Genomic DNA, 22927 nt, shown 5'->3' with positions numbered 1-22927 from the left:
CGCAAGGCTACTTATCGTTACTGTAGCTTATCCAGCTCCGGGGAAGCAACATCGGACTGCTCTCTGTCCAGTTGTTGCGTTGGTGTTAGACTGTGCAATAAAATCATGCCGTCAAAGCGCTGCTGTGCCTGCTGCCAACTAAGCGTACTTTTATACTCATGCCCCCATAACAGCCGATTAGCTGCAGGTGCCACTTGCTGAAGCGAGACAAACACATCGCCACCCGCCTGCTCTGTCAAGAACTGCTCCATCATGTCATCGCCACTTTCAACCTGAATTTCTTGCATATCACGAAAATCAATGTAACTTCCCTGCGCGCCAGCAAAGTGCAAGACATAGGTTTGCTTCCGGATAGCTTCAGGTAGCGCCGATGTCATATTCGCTACCTTACTGCGTTGTTCAATTGGGGTTTCCGGTTTATGCAGGGCATGCTCAAATCCACCCTGCCGATTCAGATGAATGTAATGGCCCCACACTATGATCTTGTGTCCGGCATACTGCTGCTCGATTAACCACTGCAAATTAGCCGCCATAGCCAGATCGTGCTCATCAAAACGGCGCTGTTGCCAGGCCACTTGCGCCATTTTCCTTAAACTGGCATTTATTCTGTACCAAAAGCCTGCCTCCATGGCACCATCGGCTTGCATTTTGGCTTGTAAGAGCGAAGCAACATGCTTATTGCGACTCAAAAACTGCTGTTGACTGCCGGGATCCTCAGCCGAAAACTGCCCTTCCAGTAACTGCTGTAATTGCAAAAAATACGCTTCAGGTCCTGTTGCAGATAATTGAGCTGCCACATAATCGCGAAACTCAGCCACCAGGTACTGCAGGGACAACTCACCACTGAAACGTCCATCAAATCCAGCCAATGCTAACGGTTGTGAGCTATGCCTTGCTTGATGAATGTATTGAAATAAGGATTGCATCTCGCTGCTTCGGGCGTACATGTAAAAAATGTTGCCCGGAGCCTGTTGCTGAATGTCTTGCTGCGATTGCCAGATCCGATCGACATCAAACAGACCACTCTCCAGCACCAGCACATCAAAGCCTTTTTGTTGATGCAGGTACTGCACGATTCTGCTTTTGCTGGCAAACACATTGCCCTCGCCGTGTGTCAGTTCATCCAGCATAACCACCCTTTTGTCGCCAATGGCCTGACCAAGCGGTGCAAGATCTGAGAAATCATCCTCAGCTACAACCGCAGTATCAGGCATCTGCAACGGATGGAACACCATGGCTGCCACCACGGGCAAAGCCGCCATACCACAGCACCAGCATGCAACCACCAAAATGCGTTTTAAGCTCATGTTTATCTCTTTACTTTTGCAGTCATCCCCAGACCCTGCCATGGTCCGTGCTGAAACGACAGCACGCAGTGACCAGTGTCCTGATAGCGTGATCAACAGACAAAAATATGGATACAGTTACCTAAGGCATAAAATCTAACTTGCAGATCGGCCACAGCGAAATGGGCTTGTTTCGACGCTGCAGACTACATCCACCGCACATCATAACCAGAATGCGCAGCCCCCGACCAAGGTCGGCTTTTGTTCGTGAATGATTCAAGCTATTGTTATACTGCAGATTCACTAAGCCTGATGGGAGCCGGTTGTGGCAACGAAAACCAAGAAAAGTAGTCCCAAGTACGATTTTGACAGCATTATTATCGGCACCGGCCCTGGCGGCGAAGGCGCAGCAATGAGCCTGGCCAAAAGCGGTCAGCAAGTGGCGGTGATTGAGCGCTATCAGTCGGTCGGTGGCGGCTGCACCCATTGGGGTACCATCCCTTCCAAGGCGCTGCGTCATTCGGTCAGCCGCTACATTGAATACAAAGAAAACCCGCTGTTTCAGTTGGATGAAAACAAAACTCATCTAACCTTTGATGAAATTTTAAAGCATGCCGCTGGCGTGATCCGCAAACAGGTACGGCTACGCAGCAGCTTTTACGATCGCAACCGGGTGACCATTTTCCATGGCGATGCCACCTTGGTTGGCCCGCACCAGTTGGAAATCACCGAAGCCGATGGCTCCAAGCAAGTGATCAGTGCCGCCAACATCGTCATTGCCAGTGGCTCGCGCCCGTACCGGCCCGCCAATGTCGACTTTAACCACCCACGCATTTACGACAGCGATACCATCTTGTCGCTGCGCGATGATCCGCGCCATGTCATTATTTACGGTGCTGGTGTGATTGGTTGTGAGTACGCTTCCATATTCCGTGGCTTGGGGGTGCGGGTCGATCTGGTGAATAACCGCGACCGGCTGCTGGCTTTTATGGACAGCGAGATCTCCGACTCACTGAGCTACCACTTCTGGAATTCCGGCATCAATATCCGCCATGGCGAGGAGTTCGATAGCATTGAAGGCCGGGACGATGGTGTGGTGATGCATTTAAAGTCCGGCAAAAAGATGAAGGCCGACTGCATTCTGTTTGCCAACGGCCGCACCGGCAATACCGACAGCCTGAACCTGGCTGCCGTGGGGCTAAAAGCCGATGGCCGTGGGCAGCTGAAAGTGAACGACAACTACCAGACCGAAGTGCCGCATATCTATGCGGTTGGCGATGTGATTGGCTACCCAAGCCTGGCCAGCGCCGCCTACGATCAGGGCCGCATTGTCGGCACTGCCATTGTCAAAGGCAACTGCGAAACCCGTTTGATTGAAGACATTCCGGTTGGCATTTACACCATTCCGGAAATCAGCTCTGTGGGTAAAACCGAGCAGGAGCTAACCGCAGCCCGCATTCCCTACGAAGTAGGGCGGGCGCAGTTCAAGCATTTAGCCCGGGCTCAAATAGCCAACACCAATGCCGGCAGCCTGAAACTGCTGTTTCACCGGGAAACGAAAGAAATTTTGGGCATTCACTGCTTTGGCGAGCGGGCGGCGGAAATCGTCCATATCGGCCAGGCCATTATGATGCAAAAAGACGGAGGCAATACCATTGAGTACTTTGTCCATACCACCTTCAACTACCCGACCATGGCCGAAGCCTACCGGGTAGCAGCCCTGAATGGCCTGAACCGTTTGTTTTAACCCCTTCGCGGTTCTTAAAAGTAGCAAGCCCGGCACTGCCGGGCTTGCTACTTTTTACCGTTTAATCGTCGGTATTCATGTGATAGGTCGGGCTAAACGACTGCACCGCCTCGACAAACACACTAACCCGCTCGGGATCCACATCCGGCGTAATACCATGACCCAGGTTAAACACATGGCCGGTGCCTTGACCATAACCATCCAGGATGGTCTGCACTTCCTGGCGAATGCGCTCTGGCGTGCCAAGCAAAATATTCGGATCCATATTGCCTTGCAGTGCCACCTTATCACCGATGCGCGCGCGCGCCTGGCCAATATCCATGGTCCAGTCCAGGCCAACACCGTCGCAACCAGTGGCGGCGATTTGTTCCAGCCAGAGGCCACCATTTTTGGTAAACAAGGTCACCGGTACCTTGCGGCCGTCGGCTTCGCGGGTTAAACCATCGACAATTTGCTGCATGTAACTGAGCGAGTACTCTTTGTAATCACGCGGAGTCAGCACGCCACCCCAGGTATCAAAAATCATCACCGACTGAGCGCCAGCAGCAATTTGGGCATTCAGGTACAAAATGACGCTTTGTGCCAGCTTATCCAGCAGCATGTGCAGTACTTCTGGCTCGCTGTACATCATTTTCTTAATGATGCTGAAGGTTTTGCTGCTGCCGCCTTCTACCATGTAGGTCGCCAAAGTCCAGGGGCTGCCGGAAAAACCAATCAGCGGCACCTCGCCATTCAGTTCACGTCGGATGGTACGCACCGCATCCATCACGTAGCGCAACTCCTGCTCCGGATCCGGGATAGGCAGGTTAACCACTTCCATAAAGTCACGAATAGGCCGTTCAAACTTAGGTCCCTCACCAGCACCAAAGTACAAGCCCAGCCCCATCGCATCCGGGATGGTCAGAATATCGCTGAACAAAATAGCTGCATCCATCGGATAACGGCGCAGTGGCTGCATCGTGACTTCACACGCCAGCTCCGGGTTTTTGCACAGCGACATAAAGTCGCCAGCCTGCGCTCGGGTAGCGCGGTACTCTGGCAGATAGCGACCGGCCTGGCGCATCATCCAGATGGGGGTACGATCTACAGGTTCTTTGCACAAGGCGCGCAGGTAACGATCATTTTTTAATTGCATGATGGGATCTGTCCTCGGAATGAATGGTGCTATCTTAGCATTGCTACGGCAAGGGCTCTAGTTCCAATGCTGATCCGAATCAAACTGACTACAGACTGAATTTTGCAAAAAAAGTTCAAAATGTCGCTTGTATGCCAGAAAAACATCTGCTATAAAATGAAGGCGCTAGTGAAGAATAAGAATAAAGAAGCCCGTTCACGGGACCTTCTAATCACTTCGGTGATTTAAGCCACATTATGTGGCTTTTTTATTGCCTGCAATTTGCTGTTTCACCTGCTCAATCATTTGCCCTGATAAGGTTTGCACCGGTGGTACTTCCGGCAATGCATCCGGTTCAAACCAGTGTGCTTCTTCAATTTCATTGGGCTGACAACGAATATCTCCGCCCACATAGCGAGCAATAAAGCCGGTCATCAAAGAGTGCGGGAAAGGCCAGGGCTGGCTGCCGACATATTCCAGTTGGTCGATATCGATGCCCACTTCTTCTTTCACTTCTCTTATGGCAGCCTGTTCTAACGTTTCAGCCGACTCGACAAAACCTGCCAGAATGGAGAAGAACCCCGCTTTGTGCCGGCTGGAACGCGCCAGCAATAATTGCTCCCCTTTCACCACGGCTACCAGCACACAAGGGGCGATGCGCGGATAGCAACGATGGCCACAACGGTGGCATAACGCTGCCAGCTCCCAGCTTACCAGATGCATGGCCGAACCGCACTGACCACAAAAACGGTGTGTTTGCATAAAAAGCGCGACCTGCACCGCCCTGGCGGCCAGTTCAAATACTGCATCACCATAACGCAACAACTGCCTGGGGTTTTGCCAGTTCTCTTCATCATCGCGCTGATCGTTGACCACCCAGTAATACACCGGCTTACCCTCGAACTCACCCAGGGCACCGCTTTGCTCTGGCTCACCAAATAAGGGCACCAGCTCAGCCATGCGACTAAAATGCAAGCCATGCTGCGCTTCGGGCCAGTAAAGCCGCTGCTGGTTGACTATCAACCAGTAGCCCTGAGTGTCGGCTTGAAGCGGTAAACTGTGACTGATCATCGTTTATCCTTGTTTTAGGAACATTTAGCAACAATGGTTGGCCTGCTGCCTGTCTGGGGGTATGATAAATGGTCAAAGAGTTCAGACCAATGAAAAAACAATTGATTTTAGCGGCAGAATTCTTTTAAGTAGACTATAGACCAGACAGGGTAAGGAGCAGGTCATGTACAGGCGGGTTCAGGCAGCACAACAAAAGTGGGGCGGCGCTTTAACCGCAATCGATCATTGGCTGGAAGAACGCCAGCAATTGATCATCAGCTACTGCAAACTGGCAGGCTTGCCTCCCTTTGACGACAAACAGCGCGCTAAACCTAGTCAGGAAGCGGTGCAGGAGTTCTGTCAGATCCTGATGGATTACCTGTCGGCTGGTCATTTTGAAGTCTATGAACAGATCGTTTCTGAGTGTGCTGTCAATGGCACCGATAGCCGGCAACTGGCCAATCGCTTGTATCCAAAGATTGCCGTTTCTACCGATTTAGCATTGGATTTCAATGATAAATATGCCGATCACTTCAGCACCCGGCAAAGTGGTGCCTTTGATCTGGAGCTATCCGATCTGGGGCAGGCATTGGAAGAGCGCTTCGAGTTAGAAGATGAGCTGATCCATACCTTGCATCACAAGCACAGCGATCGGCAAACCACAGCCTAGCACTGTGTATTGGTGCAAATAGCAAAAGGGCAGCTCATGGCTGCCCTTTTTCGTGGTTACGTTAGCCGTTATTCGCCGGCTTTTTTGATATCCAGCAGCTCGACTTCGAACACCAACACACTGTTCGGAGGGATCACGCCCATATCACGCTCGCCGTAGGCCAGCTCAGATGGAATGGTGAAACGGAACTTAGAACCTACATTCATCAGCTGCACACCTTCAGTCCAGCCTGGAATCACCCGGTTTAATGGGAATTCAATCGGCTCACCACGCTCGTACGAGCTGTCGAACACAGTGCCATCAATCAGGGTGCCCTGGTAGTGCACCTTCACCGTATCAGCAGCCGCTGGTTTAGCCCCTTCGCCCTGCTCCAGCACCTGATACTGCAAACCAGATTCGGTCACCTGCACGCCATCTTTACCGGCATTCTCGGCCAGGAAAGCCTTCCCAACAGCCTTGGCTTCTGCTGCAGCAGCCTGAGCCTGTTGCTCTTGTTTTTCCCGGAAGCTTTGATCCAGGGCGGTTAAATGCTGCTGAATATCCTCTTCGGTTACCAGCGCCTTGCCTGCAATGGCATCTTTCATGCCACGTACAATCAGATCGGCATCCAACTCAATACCCATAGCCTTATGCTCGGCCACCGCATTTTCGATGTAGTAGCCGGCAGAAACACCAAAGCTGTAAGATTGCTTTTGGGTATCGGTATCCAATTTCACCGGGCCTTCATCAGAAACAGAAGCAGGCTGACAAGCGGCCAAAGTGAGTACAGATGCAGCCACCAGGCTGAGTTTGGTTGTTACGCGCATTATTTTCTCCAAATCGGGCAGCCTAAGCTGCGCACTGTGTTATGATTTTAATCGTCATCCTATACTAACGGTTTGTGGAGATGAGGTTAAGCCATAGCAGCAAATATCTGCCAATTTTCCTGTTTGCACTGCTAACAGCAGCCTGCAGCAGGGTGGAAACCACGCCGGTGCAGCAATGGAAACATGCTGCTCAGGCCACTTATGCCGCCGCCATCTCCAGCGACGGCCGTTACGCAGTGCAATCGTCGGTGCAGCATGGTATTACCATCTGGGATACCGAGCGACAGGGTTTGATGTACCAATGGAATCATGGCAATGCCGCAGACAACATTGTGTTTGCACTGGCCATTAGCCCGAACAATAGCCATGTACTGAGCGCCGACCGAACTAACTTTGCTTTGTGGCGCATTGCCGATGGCGAGAATGTCGGGTTCTGGCAACTGGACGAATCTTCAGTGCGTGATATTGCTGTCTCGCATAATGCTGAGCACCTGCTCATTGGTAAAGGCAATGGCGGTGTGCAGCACATTCCTTTGCCAGCGGTCGGCGGTTGGAGTTTTTAGGCCACAGTGAGCGCATCAACAGTGTCGACTTGTCACCCAATGGTCGCTTTGCTCTGACCGGTGGCAACGATTACATGGCCTTCTTGTGGAATACCGAAACCGCCCAGATCATCCACAGTTTCCCACATCCAAGCCGTGTTACTAAAGTCGCCCTGGACCCACAAGGTCGTTTTGCTTTTACTGCCGACAGCCAAAGCACAGCGCAGATTTGGGATATCCAAACTGGCCAACTGGTGAGCCGGTTGCAATTTATCGCCCGGCAGCAAATATTTAGCGCAGTACGTTTTAGCGAGGATGGTCGATGGTTGGCCACCGGTGCGCCCAGTCGTAATTTAGCTTTGTGGGATGTGCAAACGGGCCGGGAGTTGCAGCGCTGGCGGGTTTCCCCCCGAGTTGGCAGCCGGCCACCCAGCGCAGCCGTGCATGCTGTGGCTTTTTTTGGCCCCAATCAACTGATCAGCGAAAGCTCCAGCGGTTTGGCTGAAGTCTGGCAGATCCAACTAGACAGCTATTGATGTAATTCCGTAAACTTGCCGCCCGCAATTTAAAATGAGTGACAGCATGAACAGCACGAAGCCGGATGAATTAGAACTTCATATTATCGAGCTGGAAAGTAAAATGGCCTTTCAGGATGATGCCATGCAGCATCTGAGTAAAGAGCTGCTGGAACACCAAAAACAAATTAAGTTACTGCAGCAGCAGGTGCTACTGCTGGCGAAGCAGCTGCAACGGCAGGATCAGGATGGAATAATGCCACAGGATCAGGAACCACCACCGCCGCATTATTGATGCGACATCAGCCGGTTATTCCGGTTTAAACACCCCGATCAGTTGTTCACTGGCGCGCGCCGCTTTGCTCACCTCGGCATCCGGCTGCGTCATTTGGTAGCCGCACTGCACGCACTCCACCTTTTCTACATTGTGCTCTAAAAACAGCATCATGCTGTCCATGGCATGGCATTTGGGGCAGGTAGCACCAGCGATAAAGCGTTTTTTCTTGCGGGTTGTCATACAGCTTAATTCCTCCGGTTTCATGCATTATACACCAGCCAGGCTCGCTGTGATCAGTGCACTTCAGGTATACTGCCTGCTTTGTGCAAAGCCGCAACAGAGATGTCTTCATGATCCAATTGCAACAACTTGAACTGCGCCGTGGCAGCAAAGCCTTATTTAGCGACGTCAGTCTGACCATTTTTCCCGGCCAGAAAATTGGCATTATTGGTGCCAATGGCTGCGGCAAGTCGTCTTTGTTCGCCTGTTTTTTGGGCCAGCTGGCACCCGATGCCGGTGAGCTGAGCATTCCGGCCAGCTGGGCCATCTCGACGGTGGCGCAGGAGACACCGGCGCTGGATTGCCCGGCAATGGATTATGTATTGCAGGGCGATGAAGCCTTGTATCCGTTGCTGCAACTCCTCAAACAAGGCGGCGATGGCGAACAGCTGGCCAAAGCCCATCAACAAATTGAGCAGTTAAACGGTTACAGTGCCGAAGCCAAAGCTGGCATTCTGCTGGCTGGCCTGGGCTTTGATGGTGCCATGCAGCAACAGGCGGTGAAATCTTTCTCCGGTGGTTGGCGCATGCGGCTGAACCTGGCGCGGGCGCTGATGAAGCCCTCGCAATTGCTGCTGCTGGATGAGCCGACCAACCACCTGGATTTGGATGCAGTGCTCTGGCTGGAGAAATACCTGCAAAACTACGATGGCACCCTGCTGCTGATCAGCCACGACCGGGATTTCCTCGATGCCGTCACCGACAGCATGATCCATATCGAGCGCCAGCAGGTGCAGCTGTACAAAGGCAACTACAGTCAGTTTGAGCGCCAACGTGCTGAGCGACTGGCCCAACAGCAATCCATGTTCGAGAAACAGCAACAGCAAGTTGCCCATCTGCAGCAGTTTATCGACCGCTTTAAAGCCAAAGCCTCTAAGGCCAAGCAAGCGCAAAGCCGGGTGAAAGCGCTGGAGCGCATGACTCTGCTGGCCCCAGCTCATGTCGACTCGCCCTTTAGTTTTGCTTTTCGCCCACCGAAAGCCTTGCCCAATCCATTGCTTAAGCTGGAGAAAGTGCAACTCGGCTATGGCGATCACACCATTTTACACAACATCAATTTTCAGCTGCTGCCGGGCAGCCGCATTGGCTTACTGGGCCGTAACGGCGCCGGCAAATCAACGCTTATTAAGCACCTGGCTGGCAATCTGCCGGCCCAGGCCGGTGAACTCTGGACCGCCAGCGGCATCAGTCTGGGCTATTTTGCCCAGCACCAATTAGAAACACTGCGGCCAACCGATTCGGCGCTGTTGCAATTGCAACGGCTTGACCCTACCGCCAGCGAACAAAGTTTGCGCGATTTTCTCGGTGGTTTTGGCTTTCATGGTGATAAAGCATTGGAGCCCTGCGCACCGTTTTCCGGTGGCGAAAAAGCCCGCCTGGTGCTGGCCTTGCTGGTGTACCAGCGCCCGAACTTACTGCTGCTGGATGAGCCGACCAACCACCTGGACTTGGACATGCGCGAAGCCATTGTGATGGCCTTGCAGGAGTTTGAGGGTGCCATCGTCGTGGTGTCACACGATCGCCACTTACTAACCAGTACCACCGATGAATTTTATCTGGTAGCCGATGGCAAGGTAGCGCCTTTTGCCGGTGATTTGCAGGACTACTATCAGTGGCTGCAGCAAGACAGCCGCAAACAAAGCACCCAGGCAGAAGCAAAACCAGACAGTGCCAGCCAACGTAAAGATCAAAAACGGCTGGAAGCCGAATTACGGAATCTGCTGCGGCCACTGAAGAAAAAGTTGGAGCAAGCCGAAGCCCAACAAGAGCAACTGACCGCCCGGCTGGCGGAGCTGGAGCAGCAACTGGCCGAGCCAGCATTGTACGAAGCCGCCCGCAAAGCGGAATTGACGGAACGATTGGCCGAACAAGCCAGTGCCAGCAAAACCCTGGCCCAGGTGGAAGAAGACTGGTTCATGCTGCAGGATGAACTGGAGCAAACCGAGCAAGCCTTCTGGCAGCAGCATGGCTAAGCTGCCAAGCGCCGAACAGTTTTGGCAGTTCTGCCTGCAGTGCTACCCTGGCATGCAGCAGCCTTTGCTGAGCTTACAGGATGAGCTTGGTGCCAATATCAACCTGCTGCTTTTGCTGCTGTATGCCGAGCAGCAGCACTGGCACTGGTCTGTAGCAGAGATAGCCCAGCTGCACCAGGCCGTGTTGCCGGCCAATCAGCAGGTCACCCTGCCTATTCGGCAGTTGCGCCGCCAGCTAAGTACCGAACCGACCATCAAAGCTGCCTTGCTCAAGGCCGAGCTGGCAGCCGAACAGTTGGAACAGCAAGCGCTGCTGGCTGCCTGCCCCAAGTCAGCCCAAAGCAGGAGTGCCGATTTAGTGGGGTGCTACTTGCAGCTGCTGGCACCACAAACTGGGCGCTGGCAGCACATCTTGTTTGATCTGCGTCAAAGCCAACCCCGCTAAATCACACAGCCCCCGCAAAGCTTGATCCAGGTCAGTTTTTACCCAGCTACTTGCTTCTACACTGAATGCAGTTATCAGACAGGAGGAGCATCCCATGAACCTGTGGCAAGAATTTATATCCGATCCGGTGATCTTTATTTCCTTTACTGGCCTCGCCCTGGTGATAGGCCTATGCATTTTTTATGCAGTGTACTTTTTGTACAAGGTTGACCACGACAAACAGGAAGCCAAATAAGTCCTTAGCGCCTCAGCCGCAAATCAAACTTTGCGGCTTACTGTTTGTTCGATGGAGCGGCAGGGGCCGACTATCGCAAATCGGTCTTTTTTTAACAGGTCCCTCTTGCATTTTCCGCAGCCGAGCGCCATCTTAAGATCGTTCGTTCTTTTATGGCACTGTCATGCAGCTGATCCGTTCACTTTGGTTGTTGTTGCTGGTTACTGGCTTTAGCCAGTCACAGCCCTATGCCAGCAGTGAAGCCTCGGTTTTGGCGCAGCAGAACAGCATTGCTGCTCTGTTGCAACACAACAGTGACTGGGTACAACGCTCCAAGTCGTACGATGACAATCACGATGATAGTGATGCTGCTACCACAAGCGCCCAGCCACAGCGGGTAACCAGCCTCCTCAGCACCATTAACTCAGCTGCTCGCATGGCACTGGCCACGGTTCGAAGTGCCAATCTTGCCAGGGCTCCTCCGGTTTTATCCTGCTAACACAACAGTCATTTTTTGCTCCGGCGACGGAGTCCAACTGCTTTGTTGCAGCAGCTTGAACGGCTGCTGCGGAGGATTGACCATGAAACACCTGACCCTTTACTCACTGGATGCCAACGATCATCTGGTGCAACCCAATGAATGCCATCAGCAGGAACTTAGCACAGCCGCTATCCACTGGCTGACCGATTTTCAGCAGCATCAACCCAGTCTACTGGAAGCCGAAACTCCAGCCACCGAGGCACTGATGATGCTGGAACGCGAACACAGCACGCTCAAACTTGTGGTAGATGCTAACGAAGAACTGATTGGCCTGATCAGCCCACAACAAGTATCAGCGCAAAGCATTATGCGCCGGGTGGTGATGGGCGAAGCCCGCGATGAGATCACCGTCCGGGACTTGATGCTGCCACGCAGCCGGTTAAAAGCAGTGGCGTATCAGGATCTGCTGCGCAGCAAAATAAGTGATGTGCTGAGCACCTTGCAGCGCGAAGGTGAGGCGTTTTGTTTGGTGCTGGATCGCAACAGTCATCAAATCCGCGGCGTACTAAGCAGTGAAGCCATTGCTAAGCGCTTGCAACTACCGCTGAAGGTCACCCCTGCGCCCACTTTTTTGCAGTTGTTTGATTCAGTGCTGGCCTGACCCAGGACGCGTGTAAAAAGCAACAGGCCCGCAATCGCGGGTCTGTGTTTACTGCATGCACCATTAATTTCCAGCCAGCTGCATCGATTCAATCAATACCGAGCCGGTTTGCACGCCGCCGCGCACATCTACATCCTTACCAATGGCGACAATGCGCTGGAACATCTCTTTCAGGTTGCCGGCAATGGTGACTTCTGCCACCGGGAACTGAATTTCGCCGTTATCTACCCAAAAACCTGCAGCACCGCGCGAATAATCACCGGTTACAGTATTCACCCCTTGCCCCATCAGCTCGGTCACCAACAGGCCACGGCCCATTTGCTGACAAAGCGCTGCTAAACCCTGCTCGCCATGCTGTACCTGCCAGTTATGGATACCACCGGCATGGCCGGTACTGGCCAGGCCCAGTTTGCGGGCCGAATAACTGGTCAGCAACCAGCTGGTCAGTACACCCTGTTCGATCACGGCTAAATCACGGGTTTTCACCCCTTCGCCATCAAAAGGACTGGATGCCAGCCCCTGCAATAGATGAGGCCGCTCGATGATGTTCAAATGCTCCGGGAAAATCCGCTGCCCCAACTTATCCAGCAAGAAGCTGGACTGTCGATAGATGCTGCCACCGCTGATGGCACTGACCAGATGACCAAACAAGCTGCTGGCGATATCCGCGCGGAAAATCACCGGCACTTTTTCGGTCGGCACCTGGCGCGCATCCAACCGGGCGACGGTTTCCTCGGCAGCTTCACGACCCACCTGCTCCGGGCTGAGCAGTTTGGTAAAATCACGATGCACACTGTAGCTGTAATCGCGCTGCATATCCTGCTCGGTTTTACCGATCATCACACAACTCATGCTGTGCCGGCTGCTGGGATACCCCACCAACTGGCCATGACTGTTGCCATAGACCTTGATGCCCTGATGCGACGAAAACGAAGCCCCTTCCGAGTTTACAATACGGCTGTCGTAATCAAAAGCGGCTTGCTCGGCGCGAGCGCAGCTGGCAATGGCTTCGGCTGTATCCACGTCATGGGGGTGAAACAAGTCCAGCTCCGGCGGACTAAACTCCAGCCAACTTGCTTCAGCAACACCGGCGCAGGGGTCTTCCGAGGTATAGCGAGCAATATCTACCGCTGCTTCGACCGCACGCTGCAGTGCTTGCGGGCTTAAATCAGCCGTCGAGGCCGAGCCTTTGCGCTGACCAAAGTACAGACTGATGCCAAGGCCACCGTCCTGATTAAACTCCAGCGTTTCCACCTCGCCATGACGGGTTTCGACACTCAGGCCACGGGTGCGGCTCATCGACGCCTCAGCGCTGCTGGCTCCCAGCCGTTTGGCATGCGCCAGCACCTGGCTGACTGCTTCTTTGACTTCCGAAATTTCCTGCTGGATGTCTTGCTGTATTTGCTGCTGCGTTACTTGCATAGCCCCTCGTTCCTGCAATAAAGAGCACACTCTTTGCAATGCGCTGCTCTTTCCCACTGCGATACGTTATAATGATGCCATATAGTGTACTCAGATAAGTGACAAGATGACAGAATTTCTCCACGGCGACTGGGATGAAGACGAAGAGCTCAAGAGTAAAAGCCTGGTAAAGCGCGAAATGGAAGCGCTGCAAAAACTGGGCGAAGAACTGCTGGCACTGGCGCCTGCTTCCCGCGCCAAGGTACCGATGGACGACGAATTGAAAGATGCCTTGTTGCTGGCCGATAAGTTATCGAGCAAGCGTGAAGCCCTGCGTCGCCATATTCAGTTTATTGGCCGCCTAATGCGTAGCCGGGATATCGAGCCCATCGAGCAGGCACTGGCGCTGATTCGCAACACCAATCAGGCCGCCACTCGTAAGTTCCACCAAGTGGAACAGTGGCGTGATCGTCTGCTTGAAGAAAAAGATGCCGTTACCCACTTTGTCGCCGAATACCCGGACGTGGATGTTCAGCAACTGCGCCAGCTGATCCGTCAGGCGCAAAAAGAACAACAGAAACAGCAACCACCAAAGGCGTTTCGCGAGTTATTCCAATTGCTGCGCCCATACATTACCGCCGCAGAGCAGCCTGAAGACTAAGCCGAAGCTGCAGCCAAAGATGAAGATAGTGCCATGCGGTAAAATCAGTTACCATTCTGCTTACAGATGGTGATCATGAAGCCTGCCGCATGGATACGACGACTTTCCACAATAGTCCGGTTCAGCCCGAGCAACTGCCCGATCTACAGCAGCTCGACTGGCAACCGTTATCGCCCCGCTACAGCCGTTTAGCCCTGTGGCTGAACAGTGCCACCAGCCTGTTGCTGGTACTGCTGGCGCTGGCTTTCTGGTTGCAGCCGTTCTGGCAACCAAGCGAGCCCAACCAGCACATCCTGCTGGCTTTTGCTGGCCTGCTGATTGCCGGCAGCTTGTGGGTGACCCTGTATTGCTACCTGGCCTTCCCTCGCAAGCGCTATGCGCTGCGTGAGCACGATCTCAGCTTTCACAGTGGTCTCTGGTTTGAAAAAAGTGTTACCCAACCTATTTTGCGCATTCAGCACATTGAGTTAAAACGTGGCCCGATAGAGCGCCGGGCCGGGCTGGCGACCTTGCAGGTGTTCAGTGCCGGTGGTGCCTTGCATACCTTTGAAATTCCCGGCTTACCGCTGGCAGAGGCGAAGAAAATCCGCCAGTTTATTCTGCAGCACAAGAGTAGCCGCCAGCATGACTAAGCAGTCAGTGAGCAGCCAGGCGGCAACAGCCCAGTTGCAGACCCTGCAGCAATGGCAGCGGGTCTCGCCGATCGCACTGCTGTACTTTTGTTTACGCCTTATCAAAGCCGTCTTTGGCAATATGGCTTATCTGGCACCGACCTTGCTGGTGTTTTATCAGGGCATCAAACGCTACCCTGGTTATTTTGCACTGGCTTTGCTGGCCATTCTTGCACTGCTGCTCACCATTGCCTTGCTGCGCTATCTGGCATTTCGCTTTCGTGTCACCGGCGAGACGGTGGAAATCCGCTCCGGTGTGCTGCGCAAAAAACAACTGAATCTACCCTTTAACCGTATCCAGAATGTACGGCTGCAGCAGCCGCTGTATTACCGACCTACCGGGCACCTCTGCCTGCAACTGGATACAGCAGGCTCCAACCAGCAGGAAGCGCAACTCGCCGCCTTACCCAAGGCGCTAGCCACCGAGCTGCAACAAGCTATTTATGCGGTGCAGCAGCTTAGCCCACATACACCAACTGATCCTGAGCAGCATCATCAGCAAAATGCCGCCAAAGCAGCCAACAATGAAACCTTGCTCTGCAGTCGCTCGGTCGGCGATTTGGTACTTTATGGCATCAGCAACAACAGAGTAATGCTGGCTCTTGGCCTGGCGGCTCCGTTTTACAACCAGCTGACCATGATACTTGGTGATCTGTTTAAACGCCTGGGGCTGGACATTAGCCACTGGTTTAACCCAGAGCAGCAATCCTGGCTCTGGCTTGGGCTGGCGGTACTTGCCTTCACCATGCTAATTATGCTGCTGATCACTCTGTTTTCCATTGCCGCCTCGGTGCTCAGCTACTACCAGTTTCGGTTGGTACGCAGCGCAGATCGCTATGTCCGCCGTAGTGGCCTGCTGACCCGGCATGAAATCAGTATGAAACCTTCCCGTTTGCAGTGGATCCGGCTGCAGCAGGACTGGCTGGATAAAGTCTTTGGCCGTTGCAATCTTCGCTACGAGCAGGTGCAGGCGCCGATGAGCGCCGCCCAAAGCCACGCTGAACATGGCAAAATCATGGTACCTGCCCTGCCCCCGAGCGAGGCGCAGCAATTACTGAGCGAAGCATACTCGGATCAGCAACTGCCACGCGTACGTTTTCGGCCGGTGAACTGGCGCTTTGTCTTACCCAGCCTGCTGCTGTTCTGGCTGCCTGCGCTTGGCATTAGCCAGTGGGCGCTGCGGCCGGACGATGCACTGCTGGCCAATCTGCTGTTACCACTTTTTGTGCTGCTACTGGGACTCCTGCTGCTGCGCTGGCGCCGCTTTGGCTATGCCACCGACGACCACTACCTGTACTTGCGCCGCGGCGTCATAGGGGTGGATTATTTCTGCGTGCCGCTGTACAAACTGCAGCAAGTCTCCCGTCAGCAGCACTGGCTGATGCGTCGCGCCAGGCTACGCCATCTGCAGTTGGTGTTTGCCTCCGGCAGCCTGACCATCCCCTACATGCCGGCAGAGGATGCAGAACAGATCGCCAATGACGCCCTGTATCAGGCACAAAGCAGCAACAAAGGTTGGATGTAACCACTGGGTGGTATGCCTTTCTTATTAAGGAGCGATGATGAAGAAAATGCATTGGCTTGGACTGCTTGTGCTCAGCATCCTGCTATACGGCACCATTCAACTCCTGCGTGATGACCCACTTCATCCAGATACCCAAGCCTGGTTAAAACAGGCTGAAAAACCCATTATGCTAGAGAACAATGTTCACATACACTTAATGGGACTCAGTGTGCAAGGACTTAATTACGAGCGAGGGCTAGCCCACTATACCCAGGAAGCCGTGTACAGAGAGTGGTCGCGCATAAAACATAGCTACCCAACCGTACCTGAGCTTAAACCCTTTACTGAAACGCTACCCAGCTGTGATCCCCACCTTGATGAAGCCTGTGTTGCGCGGCTCTTGCTAAAGCGCCCACAAATAGCAGCTAAGTTAAGTGAATTCACACTGTTACTTGACGGACTCTATCAGCTCAGTAACTTGGACAACTTCACTAACATTGATGCCCGAATAGCGACCACAGACTTTGAACAACTGGATCAGCTTTACCAGCTCGCTTTTCTAGACATTCTGTACCTGATTGAAGACCGGCAATTGGAGGTAGCGGCGCAAAAGCTTGCATCCTTGTTCCAACTGCAACGTACCTTGATGGCAGGAACGAATCAGCTGGAACTGCAAATCCTCCCGGTGATTTATGCGGAGGCTTTTTTCCAGCCCTTATTGCTTAAGCTTGCCCAAGCAGACTACTCAAACTGGTCTGTGTTTGAGAACGCTCTGGCACCACTCAAACCAGAAGAGCTCTTGATGAACACCCTGTGGCAACATATGTTTCTCGACAGTGCTTCGATGCTCTTACCATTAAGCAAACACCCCAACACCAATCGTTTGCTCTATAAACCCCAGATGACTCTGAACCGAATGGCCGCCTTCTACCAATTGAAAATAATTGTCGATGATACTCCACATTCAGAACTTGTTGCGGCCATCCATGAAGCGGATCATCGGATTCAGACACATAACCAAAAGTTGCGTCAGTCGCAGGAGCCTCATTGGCTTTTTCTGCTGCGCAACTACCGCAACATCACTGGTGAGCTGCTCTTTCAAATCATGGTTCCACGCTTTTTAAACATCCAAATCCCTGTGCTGGAACTAGACCTTCGATTGCAATTACTGCGTGCCGTTATAGAGCGTCCGCAAGATAGCTTGCCTAATCCACACAATTATCCAAACCCATATACCGGTGAACTACCCTGGCTGGAGGATGGTATGCTCTGCCACAAGTTGAATGAGACTATCTGCGCTAGAATACCTACCACAAATCCACACTAAAAGCTTTTCTCATAGCAGGTGAGTTTAGCAAGCCTCGCCCTATTGCTGCCGAAGTTACTACTAAAAGTACTCTTTAATGCCTTTGATTTTGGGCCGCTGAATGCGCGGAAACAACAAAGGCCCACTCAAGGGCCTTTGGCGAATACAGCAGCGCAGTTTTTAGACTTTGCGCAGCCAGCCGTGCTTGTCTTCGGCTTTGCCCCACTGAATGGCATTCAGTGCCTGGCGCAGTTTCATGGTGATCGGGCCGGCTTCGCCGCTGCCGACCTGATGCTCCTGGGTACCACGGATCAAGGTGCCTACCGGCGTCAGCACCGCTGCCGTGCCAGACAGAGCCGCTTCGGCGCCCGGCTTGGCCGCTCGCTCCAGCAGCTCTTCAACCGTTAGTTCGCGCTCTGAGACTGTCATGCCCAGATCGCGCGCCAGCGTTAAAATGGAATCGCGGGTTACCCCGTGCAGGAAGCTGGTATCGAGCGCCTTGGTAATGATTTCGTTGCCGTCAATCAGCAGGAAGTTGGCAGCGCCGGTTTCCTGTACATCGCCGCCCGGGCAAAACAGCACCTGATCAGCCTGCACACTGGCGCGGGCTTTTAAAATGGGCTGCAGTGCGCTGGCGTAGTTGCCACCGCTTTTCACCATGCCCATATGGGCAGCGCAGCGGGCACCGTTTTCTTCCAGCAGCAGGCGCAGCGGCTTGGCACCACCTGCAAAGTAATCGCCTACCGGGGAGAGCAACACATACAGCAAAGATGACGCCGTAGGCGCCGCCGCTTTGCCGATAGCCGCTTCGGTACCGATATGGGTGGGCCGGATGTACATCGAGCCCGGCGGGGCCGGTACTTCGGCAGCAAAGCGCCGCACGATGTCGATGATCATCTGCTCCAGCATTGGTGCTTCAAACGCTGGCAAAGACAGCAGCTGACTGCTTTGTTGCATCCGGGCGACGTTGCGATCCATCCGGAACAGATGAATGGAGCCATCCTCATGCCGAAACGCTTTTAAACCTTCAAAGCAGGTGCTGGCGTAGTGCAGCACATGGGCACCCGGGTGCAGGCTGATGTTGTTGGATGAAACGATCTCTGCGCTGCTCCAGGCGCCTTCACTGAAGCGGGCCATTGCCATTTCTGGCATAAAAACGGTACCAAATGCTGCCATAACTTCTTCCTGTAAGGGTTCGGGTCTAAGCCCGCTCTGAGGCGGGTTGATAAAACGACTATTGAAAGTGCCTGAGTGTACTCACTGACCGCCTGGCTGGCAAACTGATTGCACCAGCAAGAAGGCCTCCACATCGACAGGCTACCTCAGGCTTACTGAGTGCCACCAACGGTCATGGCATCCAGCTTCAGCGTGGGTTGTCCAACACCGACCGGGATGCTCTGACCTTGTTTGCCACAGACACCAACGCCGGTATCCAGTGCCAGGTCATTGCCAACCATCGACACTTGCTGCATCGCAGCAGGGCCATTGCCAATCAGGGTCGCCCCTTTGATCGGGGCGGTGATCTTGCCATGCTCAATCAGATAGGCTTCCGAGGCCGAGAATACAAATTTGCCGGAGGTGATATCGACCTGACCGCCGCCAAAGTTCGGCGCATAGATGCCCTTTTTCACGCTGGCGATAATCTCTTCCGGTGCATGCTGGCCGGCCAGCATGTAGGTGTTGGTCATACGTGGCATCGGCAGGTGGGCAAAGGTCTCCCGCCGGCCATTGCCAGTTGGCGCGGTGTTCATCAGCATGGCGTTGTGCTTATCCTGCATATAGCCTTTTAAAATGCCATTTTCAATCAGGACATTGTACTGCGAAGGCGTACCCTCATCATCAACATTGAGCGAACCACGGCGATGTGCCAGGGTGCCATCATCGACGATGGTACAATGCTTGGACGCCACCTGCTGACCAATACGGCCACTGAAGGTGGAGGAGCCTTTGCGGTTAAAGTCGCCTTCAAGGCCATGGCCGACCGCTTCGTGCAGCAAGACACCAGGCCAGCCTGCACCCAGTACCACGGGCATGGTACCAGCCGGAGCATCAATAGCGGTCAGATTCACCTGCGCCATCCGTACCGCTTCACGGGCATAGTGTTGCCAGCGCGGACCACCATCGACTTCGGCGGTGAAATAATCGTAATTGCTGCGACCACCACCGCCAGCACTGCCACGCTCGCGACGATCCCCCTGCTGCAGTAACACCGAACAATTGAGTCGGATCAAAGGCCGGATATCGGTGGCAAAAGTACCATCACTGGCCACCACCAATATTTCTTCGTACACGCCGGATAAACTAACCATGACCTGCTTGACCCGAGCATCCAATGTACGGATATAGGCTTCGATGTGATGCAGTAAGGCCACTTTTTCGGTATTATTTAAACTCTGCAGTGGCTCACACGGCAAATAAATCGCCTGATTTTCGCGCCGGCTAAAGGCTTTGACACTGCCTTGCTGGCCCTGATTGGCAATACCCCGTGCGGCGCTGGCCGTTTGCAACAACGCGTCCTGGCTGATGGTATCGGCATAGGCAAAACCAGTTTTTTCTCCGCTGATGGCACGAACGCCTACGCCTTGCTCAATATTAAACGAGCCGTCTTTCACCAGGCCGTCTTCCAGCACCCAGGACTCATGCACGCTGGATTGAAAATACAGATCGGCATAGTCCAGCTGGTGCTGCAGCAAATAGCTTAAATTCTGTTGCAGATGCTGCTCGGTCAGTTCATGGGCATGCAGCAGGTTCTGTTCGACTCGGTTCATGGTGTCAACTCACAGTTAAAACGGTTGTGTTGCCAAAGTGGCATGGCCTGACGCACGGCCATCAATTCGTTCAGGTCAATACGGCAGCTAATCCAGCCTGGCTCAACGCCGGCATCCGCCAGCACCCGACCGTAGGGATCAATAATCAGGCTATGGCCAAAGGTCTCACGGCCATTGGCATGCTGACCGGTTTGGTTTGGCGCTACCACAAAGCACTGGGTTTCGATGGCCCTGGCCCGTAGCAGGCTGTGCCAGTGGGCTGCGCCGGTGACTTTGGTAAAAGCCGAGGGCACCGCCAGCAGCTGCATGCCCTGCGCCGCCAATTGCTGCATCAGGCCGGGGAAACGCACATCATAGCATATCGTCAAGCCAAGCTTCAGCCCCTCGCAATCGGCCAGAGTGACTTTTTCACCGGCCATGGTGCTGTCCGACTCGCGGTAACTGCCGGTATTATCGACAACCTGAACATCAAACAAATGCAGTTTCTGATAATCCGCCAGCAGGCGACCATCTGGGCCAAACAACAAGCTGGAGGCATAAAAACGGGTGGGATCTGTGCTTTTGGTTGGAAAAGAGCCCAGTAACAGGTAAAGCTGAAACTCACGGGCCAAAGCAGCCAGTTGCTGCTGCCAGTGGCCCTGCCCTAGCGGCTCTTGAAAGCCATGCTGCCAGCCCTCCGGCCCACCAAAAATCAACGCACACTCCGGCAACACCACCAGGTGCCGTTGAAAAAAAGGTATTTGCTGTAAAAAGTTGCGTACTTGCTGCAGATTAACTGCAGGCTCAGGCGCACTGCACCACTGCAAAGCAGTAAGCTGCCAGTCAGTCGCCATGAGGTTGACCATTTTGCTCCACCTGCTCTGCTTCATTCGGTGGCTGAGCAACGCGCACCGGTACCGGCACTTCGGTGCTGTGGCGGTTCACTTCTGTTACCACCGGCTCATCAAAGGTACCAGTGACGGTAAAATTGACACGGGAAATCACTTCAGCCGAGGTAAACATTTCATCCAGTGCCAATGCGGCCAAACCCGATACCGGGTTCACCATCCAGGCGATGATCACCGGCAAACTAGAGGTGACTTTCGGCACCAATGTCATCTGATAATCCAGTTTACGGTTCACTAAATCGGCATAGCCCTGCATGCTGAGGTTGCCCGCCACACCATCAATGGTACTGTTGCTGGTTTGCGCCACCCCCTGGTGCAGGCTAATCTCACCTTGCATCCGGTTGTAGAAAAAACCCTTAGCAAAAACATCGCGAAAATCCAGCCGCAATTTACGCACCAGGGAGTTTAGACTAAACAGCGAAAATAATCGGGCTCCCTTATCACTGACTTCGGACAAAGAGCCCTCTCCCAACTGCCAGCTGGCGGTACCTCCAAGACTGGCCAGCCCAAATTGCAGAGGACTGCCCTGCCAGTGCACATCAAACTGAACATCCGCCCGGCTGCCACTAATAGCGGTGCTCAGCTCATACTCACTGAGCAAGGCGCCTAAGTTTGGGCTGTACAAGCTGCCTTTAAAGTGGCTCAGGCCAAGGCCGCCGTCTGGCTGCCAATGCCCACTCAGTTGCAGCCGGTTGCGTTTGTATTCTGCCTGAAAACGCCTAAGTTCCAGCCCTTGGTCCGTATTGGCCAGCTCGGCCTGCACTTGTCCCAGCGCATAGGAACCGTAGCTGCAATCCTGGCAGCGCAGCCGAATGGGAGGCAACTGCTCTAGCCACTCCATCGGCTGCCGCTCTGCCGCTGGCAACGCCGCCGTTTGGGAAAGCTCAGCATCCTGCGCTTTAAGACGTAAATAATCCATATCAATGGCGATACCGCGCTGCTGCCAGTCATGATAAAAACGCCATTGGCTGGCCATTTCAGCGCCATTGAGCTGCAAGGCCCAGTGATCATCGGCAGGCGTCAACTCAAACAGCGTCTGGTGCAACGCCAGCTGCTCGGGCAAGTGCAACGTAGCCACCCGCCCCCGCACCCGACTAAGTGCAGGCCATAGCCCAGACCGATGCTCGCTGGCAGCTGTTAGTGGTGGTAGCAATAATTCAAACCAAGGCAGTAATTCAGTGGCATCCAGCTCAACATCCACCACTAAGCCAGGCTCCAATACGCCGTAATGGCGCCCGCCCAGTCGAAGTAGCACCTGATCCATAGTGCCGCTGTCGTGTTGCAGTCGTGCCTGAAAGTACAATGGCTCGGAGTAAGCAGCTCGGATCAAGCTCTGCTCAGCATCGCCCTGCACCCAGACCTCCAGAGCAGACTCATCGCCAGCAGCTTTGTTATAAGGAGCCGGCAAGGCCAGTGCCGTCTGATCAAAGTTAGCCTGCAGCTGGGCCTGATAGGCAAAACCATCACCCGGTAATTGCACATCCAACTGCAGCTGCCAGTTGGTATCACCATGAGCCAGTTCAGGCAACTTGACGGGCACTCGGCTTAGCATCTGAGCGGCCTCCTGCTGCCCATCCAGCTGCAGTCCCAGTTGGTAGTGCTCCTTGCCTTGTTGACCAGACAGCTTTAGCGCGAACGGCAACCCAGACCAGCTGGCCTGCATAGCGTT

Annotated in this window: 22 protein-coding genes and 1 pseudogene; 13 read left to right on the top strand and 10 right to left on the bottom strand. The window is 53.7% G+C overall.

Features of this window, described 5'->3' with window-relative positions; translation table 11 throughout:
• Positions 1-17: 17 nt before the first annotated feature.
• Positions 18-1307 (bottom strand): erythromycin esterase family protein, encoded by a 1290-nt coding sequence (locus BLW37_RS17460; RefSeq protein WP_171907670.1) that lies wholly within the window; start codon positions 1305-1307, stop codon positions 18-20.
• A 304-nt stretch (positions 1308-1611) separates the two neighbouring features.
• Between BLW37_RS17460 and sthA the strand changes: the two genes are divergently transcribed.
• Positions 1612-3033, top strand: a complete 1422-nt coding sequence (gene sthA, locus BLW37_RS17455; RefSeq protein ID WP_091345210.1) for a Si-specific NAD(P)(+) transhydrogenase — start codon at positions 1612-1614, stop codon at positions 3031-3033.
• 61 nt (positions 3034-3094) lie between these two features.
• Here the strand turns inward: sthA and hemE are convergent, their stop codons facing one another.
• A complete protein-coding gene (gene hemE / locus BLW37_RS17450) occupies positions 3095-4168 on the bottom strand; it encodes a uroporphyrinogen decarboxylase (protein ID WP_091345209.1) in 1074 nt (357 codons plus the stop codon).
• Positions 4169-4402: 234 nt separating this feature from the next.
• A complete protein-coding gene (gene nudC, locus BLW37_RS17445; RefSeq protein ID WP_091345207.1) occupies positions 4403-5218 on the bottom strand; it encodes an NAD(+) diphosphatase in 816 nt (271 codons plus the stop codon).
• A gap of 163 nt (positions 5219-5381) precedes the next feature.
• Between nudC and rsd the strand changes: the two genes are divergently transcribed.
• The gene (gene rsd / locus BLW37_RS17440; protein WP_091345205.1) at positions 5382-5867 is read left to right on the top strand and encodes a sigma D regulator; all 486 of its coding nucleotides are present in this window, start codon (positions 5382-5384) and stop codon (positions 5865-5867) included.
• Between the two features lie 68 nt (positions 5868-5935).
• Here rsd and fkpA read toward each other — a convergent pair whose 3' ends face one another.
• Positions 5936-6673, bottom strand: a complete 738-nt coding sequence (gene fkpA / locus BLW37_RS17435; RefSeq protein ID WP_091345204.1) for an FKBP-type peptidyl-prolyl cis-trans isomerase — start codon at positions 6671-6673, stop codon at positions 5936-5938.
• Positions 6674-6753: 80 nt separating this feature from the next.
• Between fkpA and BLW37_RS19035 the strand changes: the two are divergent.
• A pseudogene (locus BLW37_RS19035) lies at positions 6754-7751 on the top strand (WD40 repeat domain-containing protein).
• A 46-nt stretch (positions 7752-7797) separates the two neighbouring features.
• Positions 7798-8025, top strand: coding sequence for a SlyX family protein (locus BLW37_RS17425; RefSeq protein ID WP_091345253.1), 228 nt, complete (start codon positions 7798-7800; stop codon positions 8023-8025).
• A 15-nt stretch (positions 8026-8040) separates the two neighbouring features.
• Here BLW37_RS17425 and BLW37_RS17420 read toward each other — a convergent pair whose 3' ends face one another.
• Positions 8041-8247: a YheV family putative zinc ribbon protein gene (locus BLW37_RS17420; protein ID WP_091345251.1), complete on the bottom strand. Its 207-nt coding sequence runs from the start codon at positions 8245-8247 to the stop codon at positions 8041-8043.
• 110 nt (positions 8248-8357) lie between these two features.
• Between BLW37_RS17420 and BLW37_RS17415 the strand changes: the two genes are divergently transcribed.
• From BLW37_RS17415 to BLW37_RS17395, 5 genes are all read left to right on the top strand, one after another.
• Positions 8358-10259 carry an ATP-binding cassette domain-containing protein gene (locus tag BLW37_RS17415; protein ID WP_091345202.1) on the top strand — a complete coding sequence of 634 codons (1902 nt, stop codon included), beginning with the start codon at positions 8358-8360 and terminating at the stop codon, positions 10257-10259.
• A complete protein-coding gene (locus BLW37_RS17410) occupies positions 10252-10704 on the top strand; it encodes a TIGR02444 family protein (RefSeq protein ID WP_171907669.1) in 453 nt (150 codons plus the stop codon). Before BLW37_RS17415 ends, BLW37_RS17410 begins: the two co-directional genes overlap by 8 nt.
• Positions 10705-10798: 94 nt before the next feature.
• Entirely contained in the window at positions 10799-10939 is a 141-nt protein-coding gene (locus BLW37_RS17405) for a DUF3149 domain-containing protein (protein WP_091345199.1), read from the top strand.
• Positions 10940-11102: 163 nt separating this feature from the next.
• Positions 11103-11417 carry a hypothetical protein gene (locus tag BLW37_RS17400; RefSeq protein ID WP_091345197.1) on the top strand — a complete coding sequence of 105 codons (315 nt, stop codon included), beginning with the start codon at positions 11103-11105 and terminating at the stop codon, positions 11415-11417.
• 82 nt (positions 11418-11499) lie between these two features.
• Entirely contained in the window at positions 11500-12060 is a 561-nt protein-coding gene (locus BLW37_RS17395) for a CBS domain-containing protein (protein ID WP_091345195.1), read from the top strand.
• Between the two features lie 63 nt (positions 12061-12123).
• On the opposite strand, the gene pmbA is transcribed toward BLW37_RS17395, so the two are convergent.
• A complete protein-coding gene (gene pmbA / locus BLW37_RS17390) occupies positions 12124-13482 on the bottom strand; it encodes a metalloprotease PmbA (RefSeq protein WP_091345193.1) in 1359 nt (452 codons plus the stop codon).
• 106 nt (positions 13483-13588) lie between these two features.
• Here pmbA and yjgA point away from each other — a divergent pair, with 106 nt between their 5' ends.
• From yjgA to BLW37_RS17370, 4 genes are all read left to right on the top strand, one after another.
• On the top strand, positions 13589-14122 hold the full coding sequence (gene yjgA, locus BLW37_RS17385; protein WP_171907668.1) for a ribosome biogenesis factor YjgA: 534 nt from the start codon (positions 13589-13591) through the stop codon (positions 14120-14122).
• An 89-nt stretch (positions 14123-14211) separates the two neighbouring features.
• A complete protein-coding gene (locus BLW37_RS17380; RefSeq protein ID WP_091345189.1) occupies positions 14212-14754 on the top strand; it encodes a PH domain-containing protein in 543 nt (180 codons plus the stop codon).
• The gene (locus BLW37_RS17375; protein ID WP_091345187.1) at positions 14747-16318 is read left to right on the top strand and encodes a PH domain-containing protein; all 1572 of its coding nucleotides are present in this window, start codon (positions 14747-14749) and stop codon (positions 16316-16318) included. The genes BLW37_RS17380 and BLW37_RS17375 overlap by 8 nt, the downstream gene beginning before the upstream one ends.
• Before the next feature lie 37 nt (positions 16319-16355).
• The gene (locus tag BLW37_RS17370) at positions 16356-17624 is read left to right on the top strand and encodes a hypothetical protein (protein ID WP_091345185.1); all 1269 of its coding nucleotides are present in this window, start codon (positions 16356-16358) and stop codon (positions 17622-17624) included.
• 159 nt (positions 17625-17783) lie between these two features.
• Here BLW37_RS17370 and BLW37_RS17365 read toward each other — a convergent pair whose 3' ends face one another.
• From BLW37_RS17365 to BLW37_RS17350, 4 genes are all read right to left on the bottom strand, one after another.
• The gene (locus tag BLW37_RS17365) at positions 17784-18779 is read right to left on the bottom strand and encodes a branched-chain amino acid aminotransferase (RefSeq protein WP_091345183.1); all 996 of its coding nucleotides are present in this window, start codon (positions 18777-18779) and stop codon (positions 17784-17786) included.
• Between the two features lie 152 nt (positions 18780-18931).
• On the bottom strand, positions 18932-20371 hold the full coding sequence (tldD, locus tag BLW37_RS17360) for a metalloprotease TldD (RefSeq protein WP_091345181.1): 1440 nt from the start codon (positions 20369-20371) through the stop codon (positions 18932-18934).
• Positions 20368-21216 carry a carbon-nitrogen hydrolase family protein gene (locus BLW37_RS17355; protein WP_245785770.1) on the bottom strand — a complete coding sequence of 283 codons (849 nt, stop codon included), beginning with the start codon at positions 21214-21216 and terminating at the stop codon, positions 20368-20370. Before BLW37_RS17355 ends, tldD begins: the two co-directional genes overlap by 4 nt.
• Positions 21194-22921: a YhdP family phospholipid transporter gene (locus BLW37_RS17350; RefSeq protein WP_091345179.1), complete on the bottom strand. Its 1728-nt coding sequence runs from the start codon at positions 22919-22921 to the stop codon at positions 21194-21196. Before BLW37_RS17350 ends, BLW37_RS17355 begins: the two co-directional genes overlap by 23 nt.
• Positions 22922-22927 lie beyond the last annotated feature (6 nt).

The organism is Alkalimonas amylolytica (assembly GCF_900107845.1).
GTDB classification, from domain to species: domain Bacteria; phylum Pseudomonadota; class Gammaproteobacteria; order Enterobacterales; family Alteromonadaceae; genus Alkalimonas; species Alkalimonas amylolytica.
The sequence above is the reverse complement of the archived record's forward strand: the minus strand, read 5'-3'. Positions and strand labels throughout refer to the sequence as shown.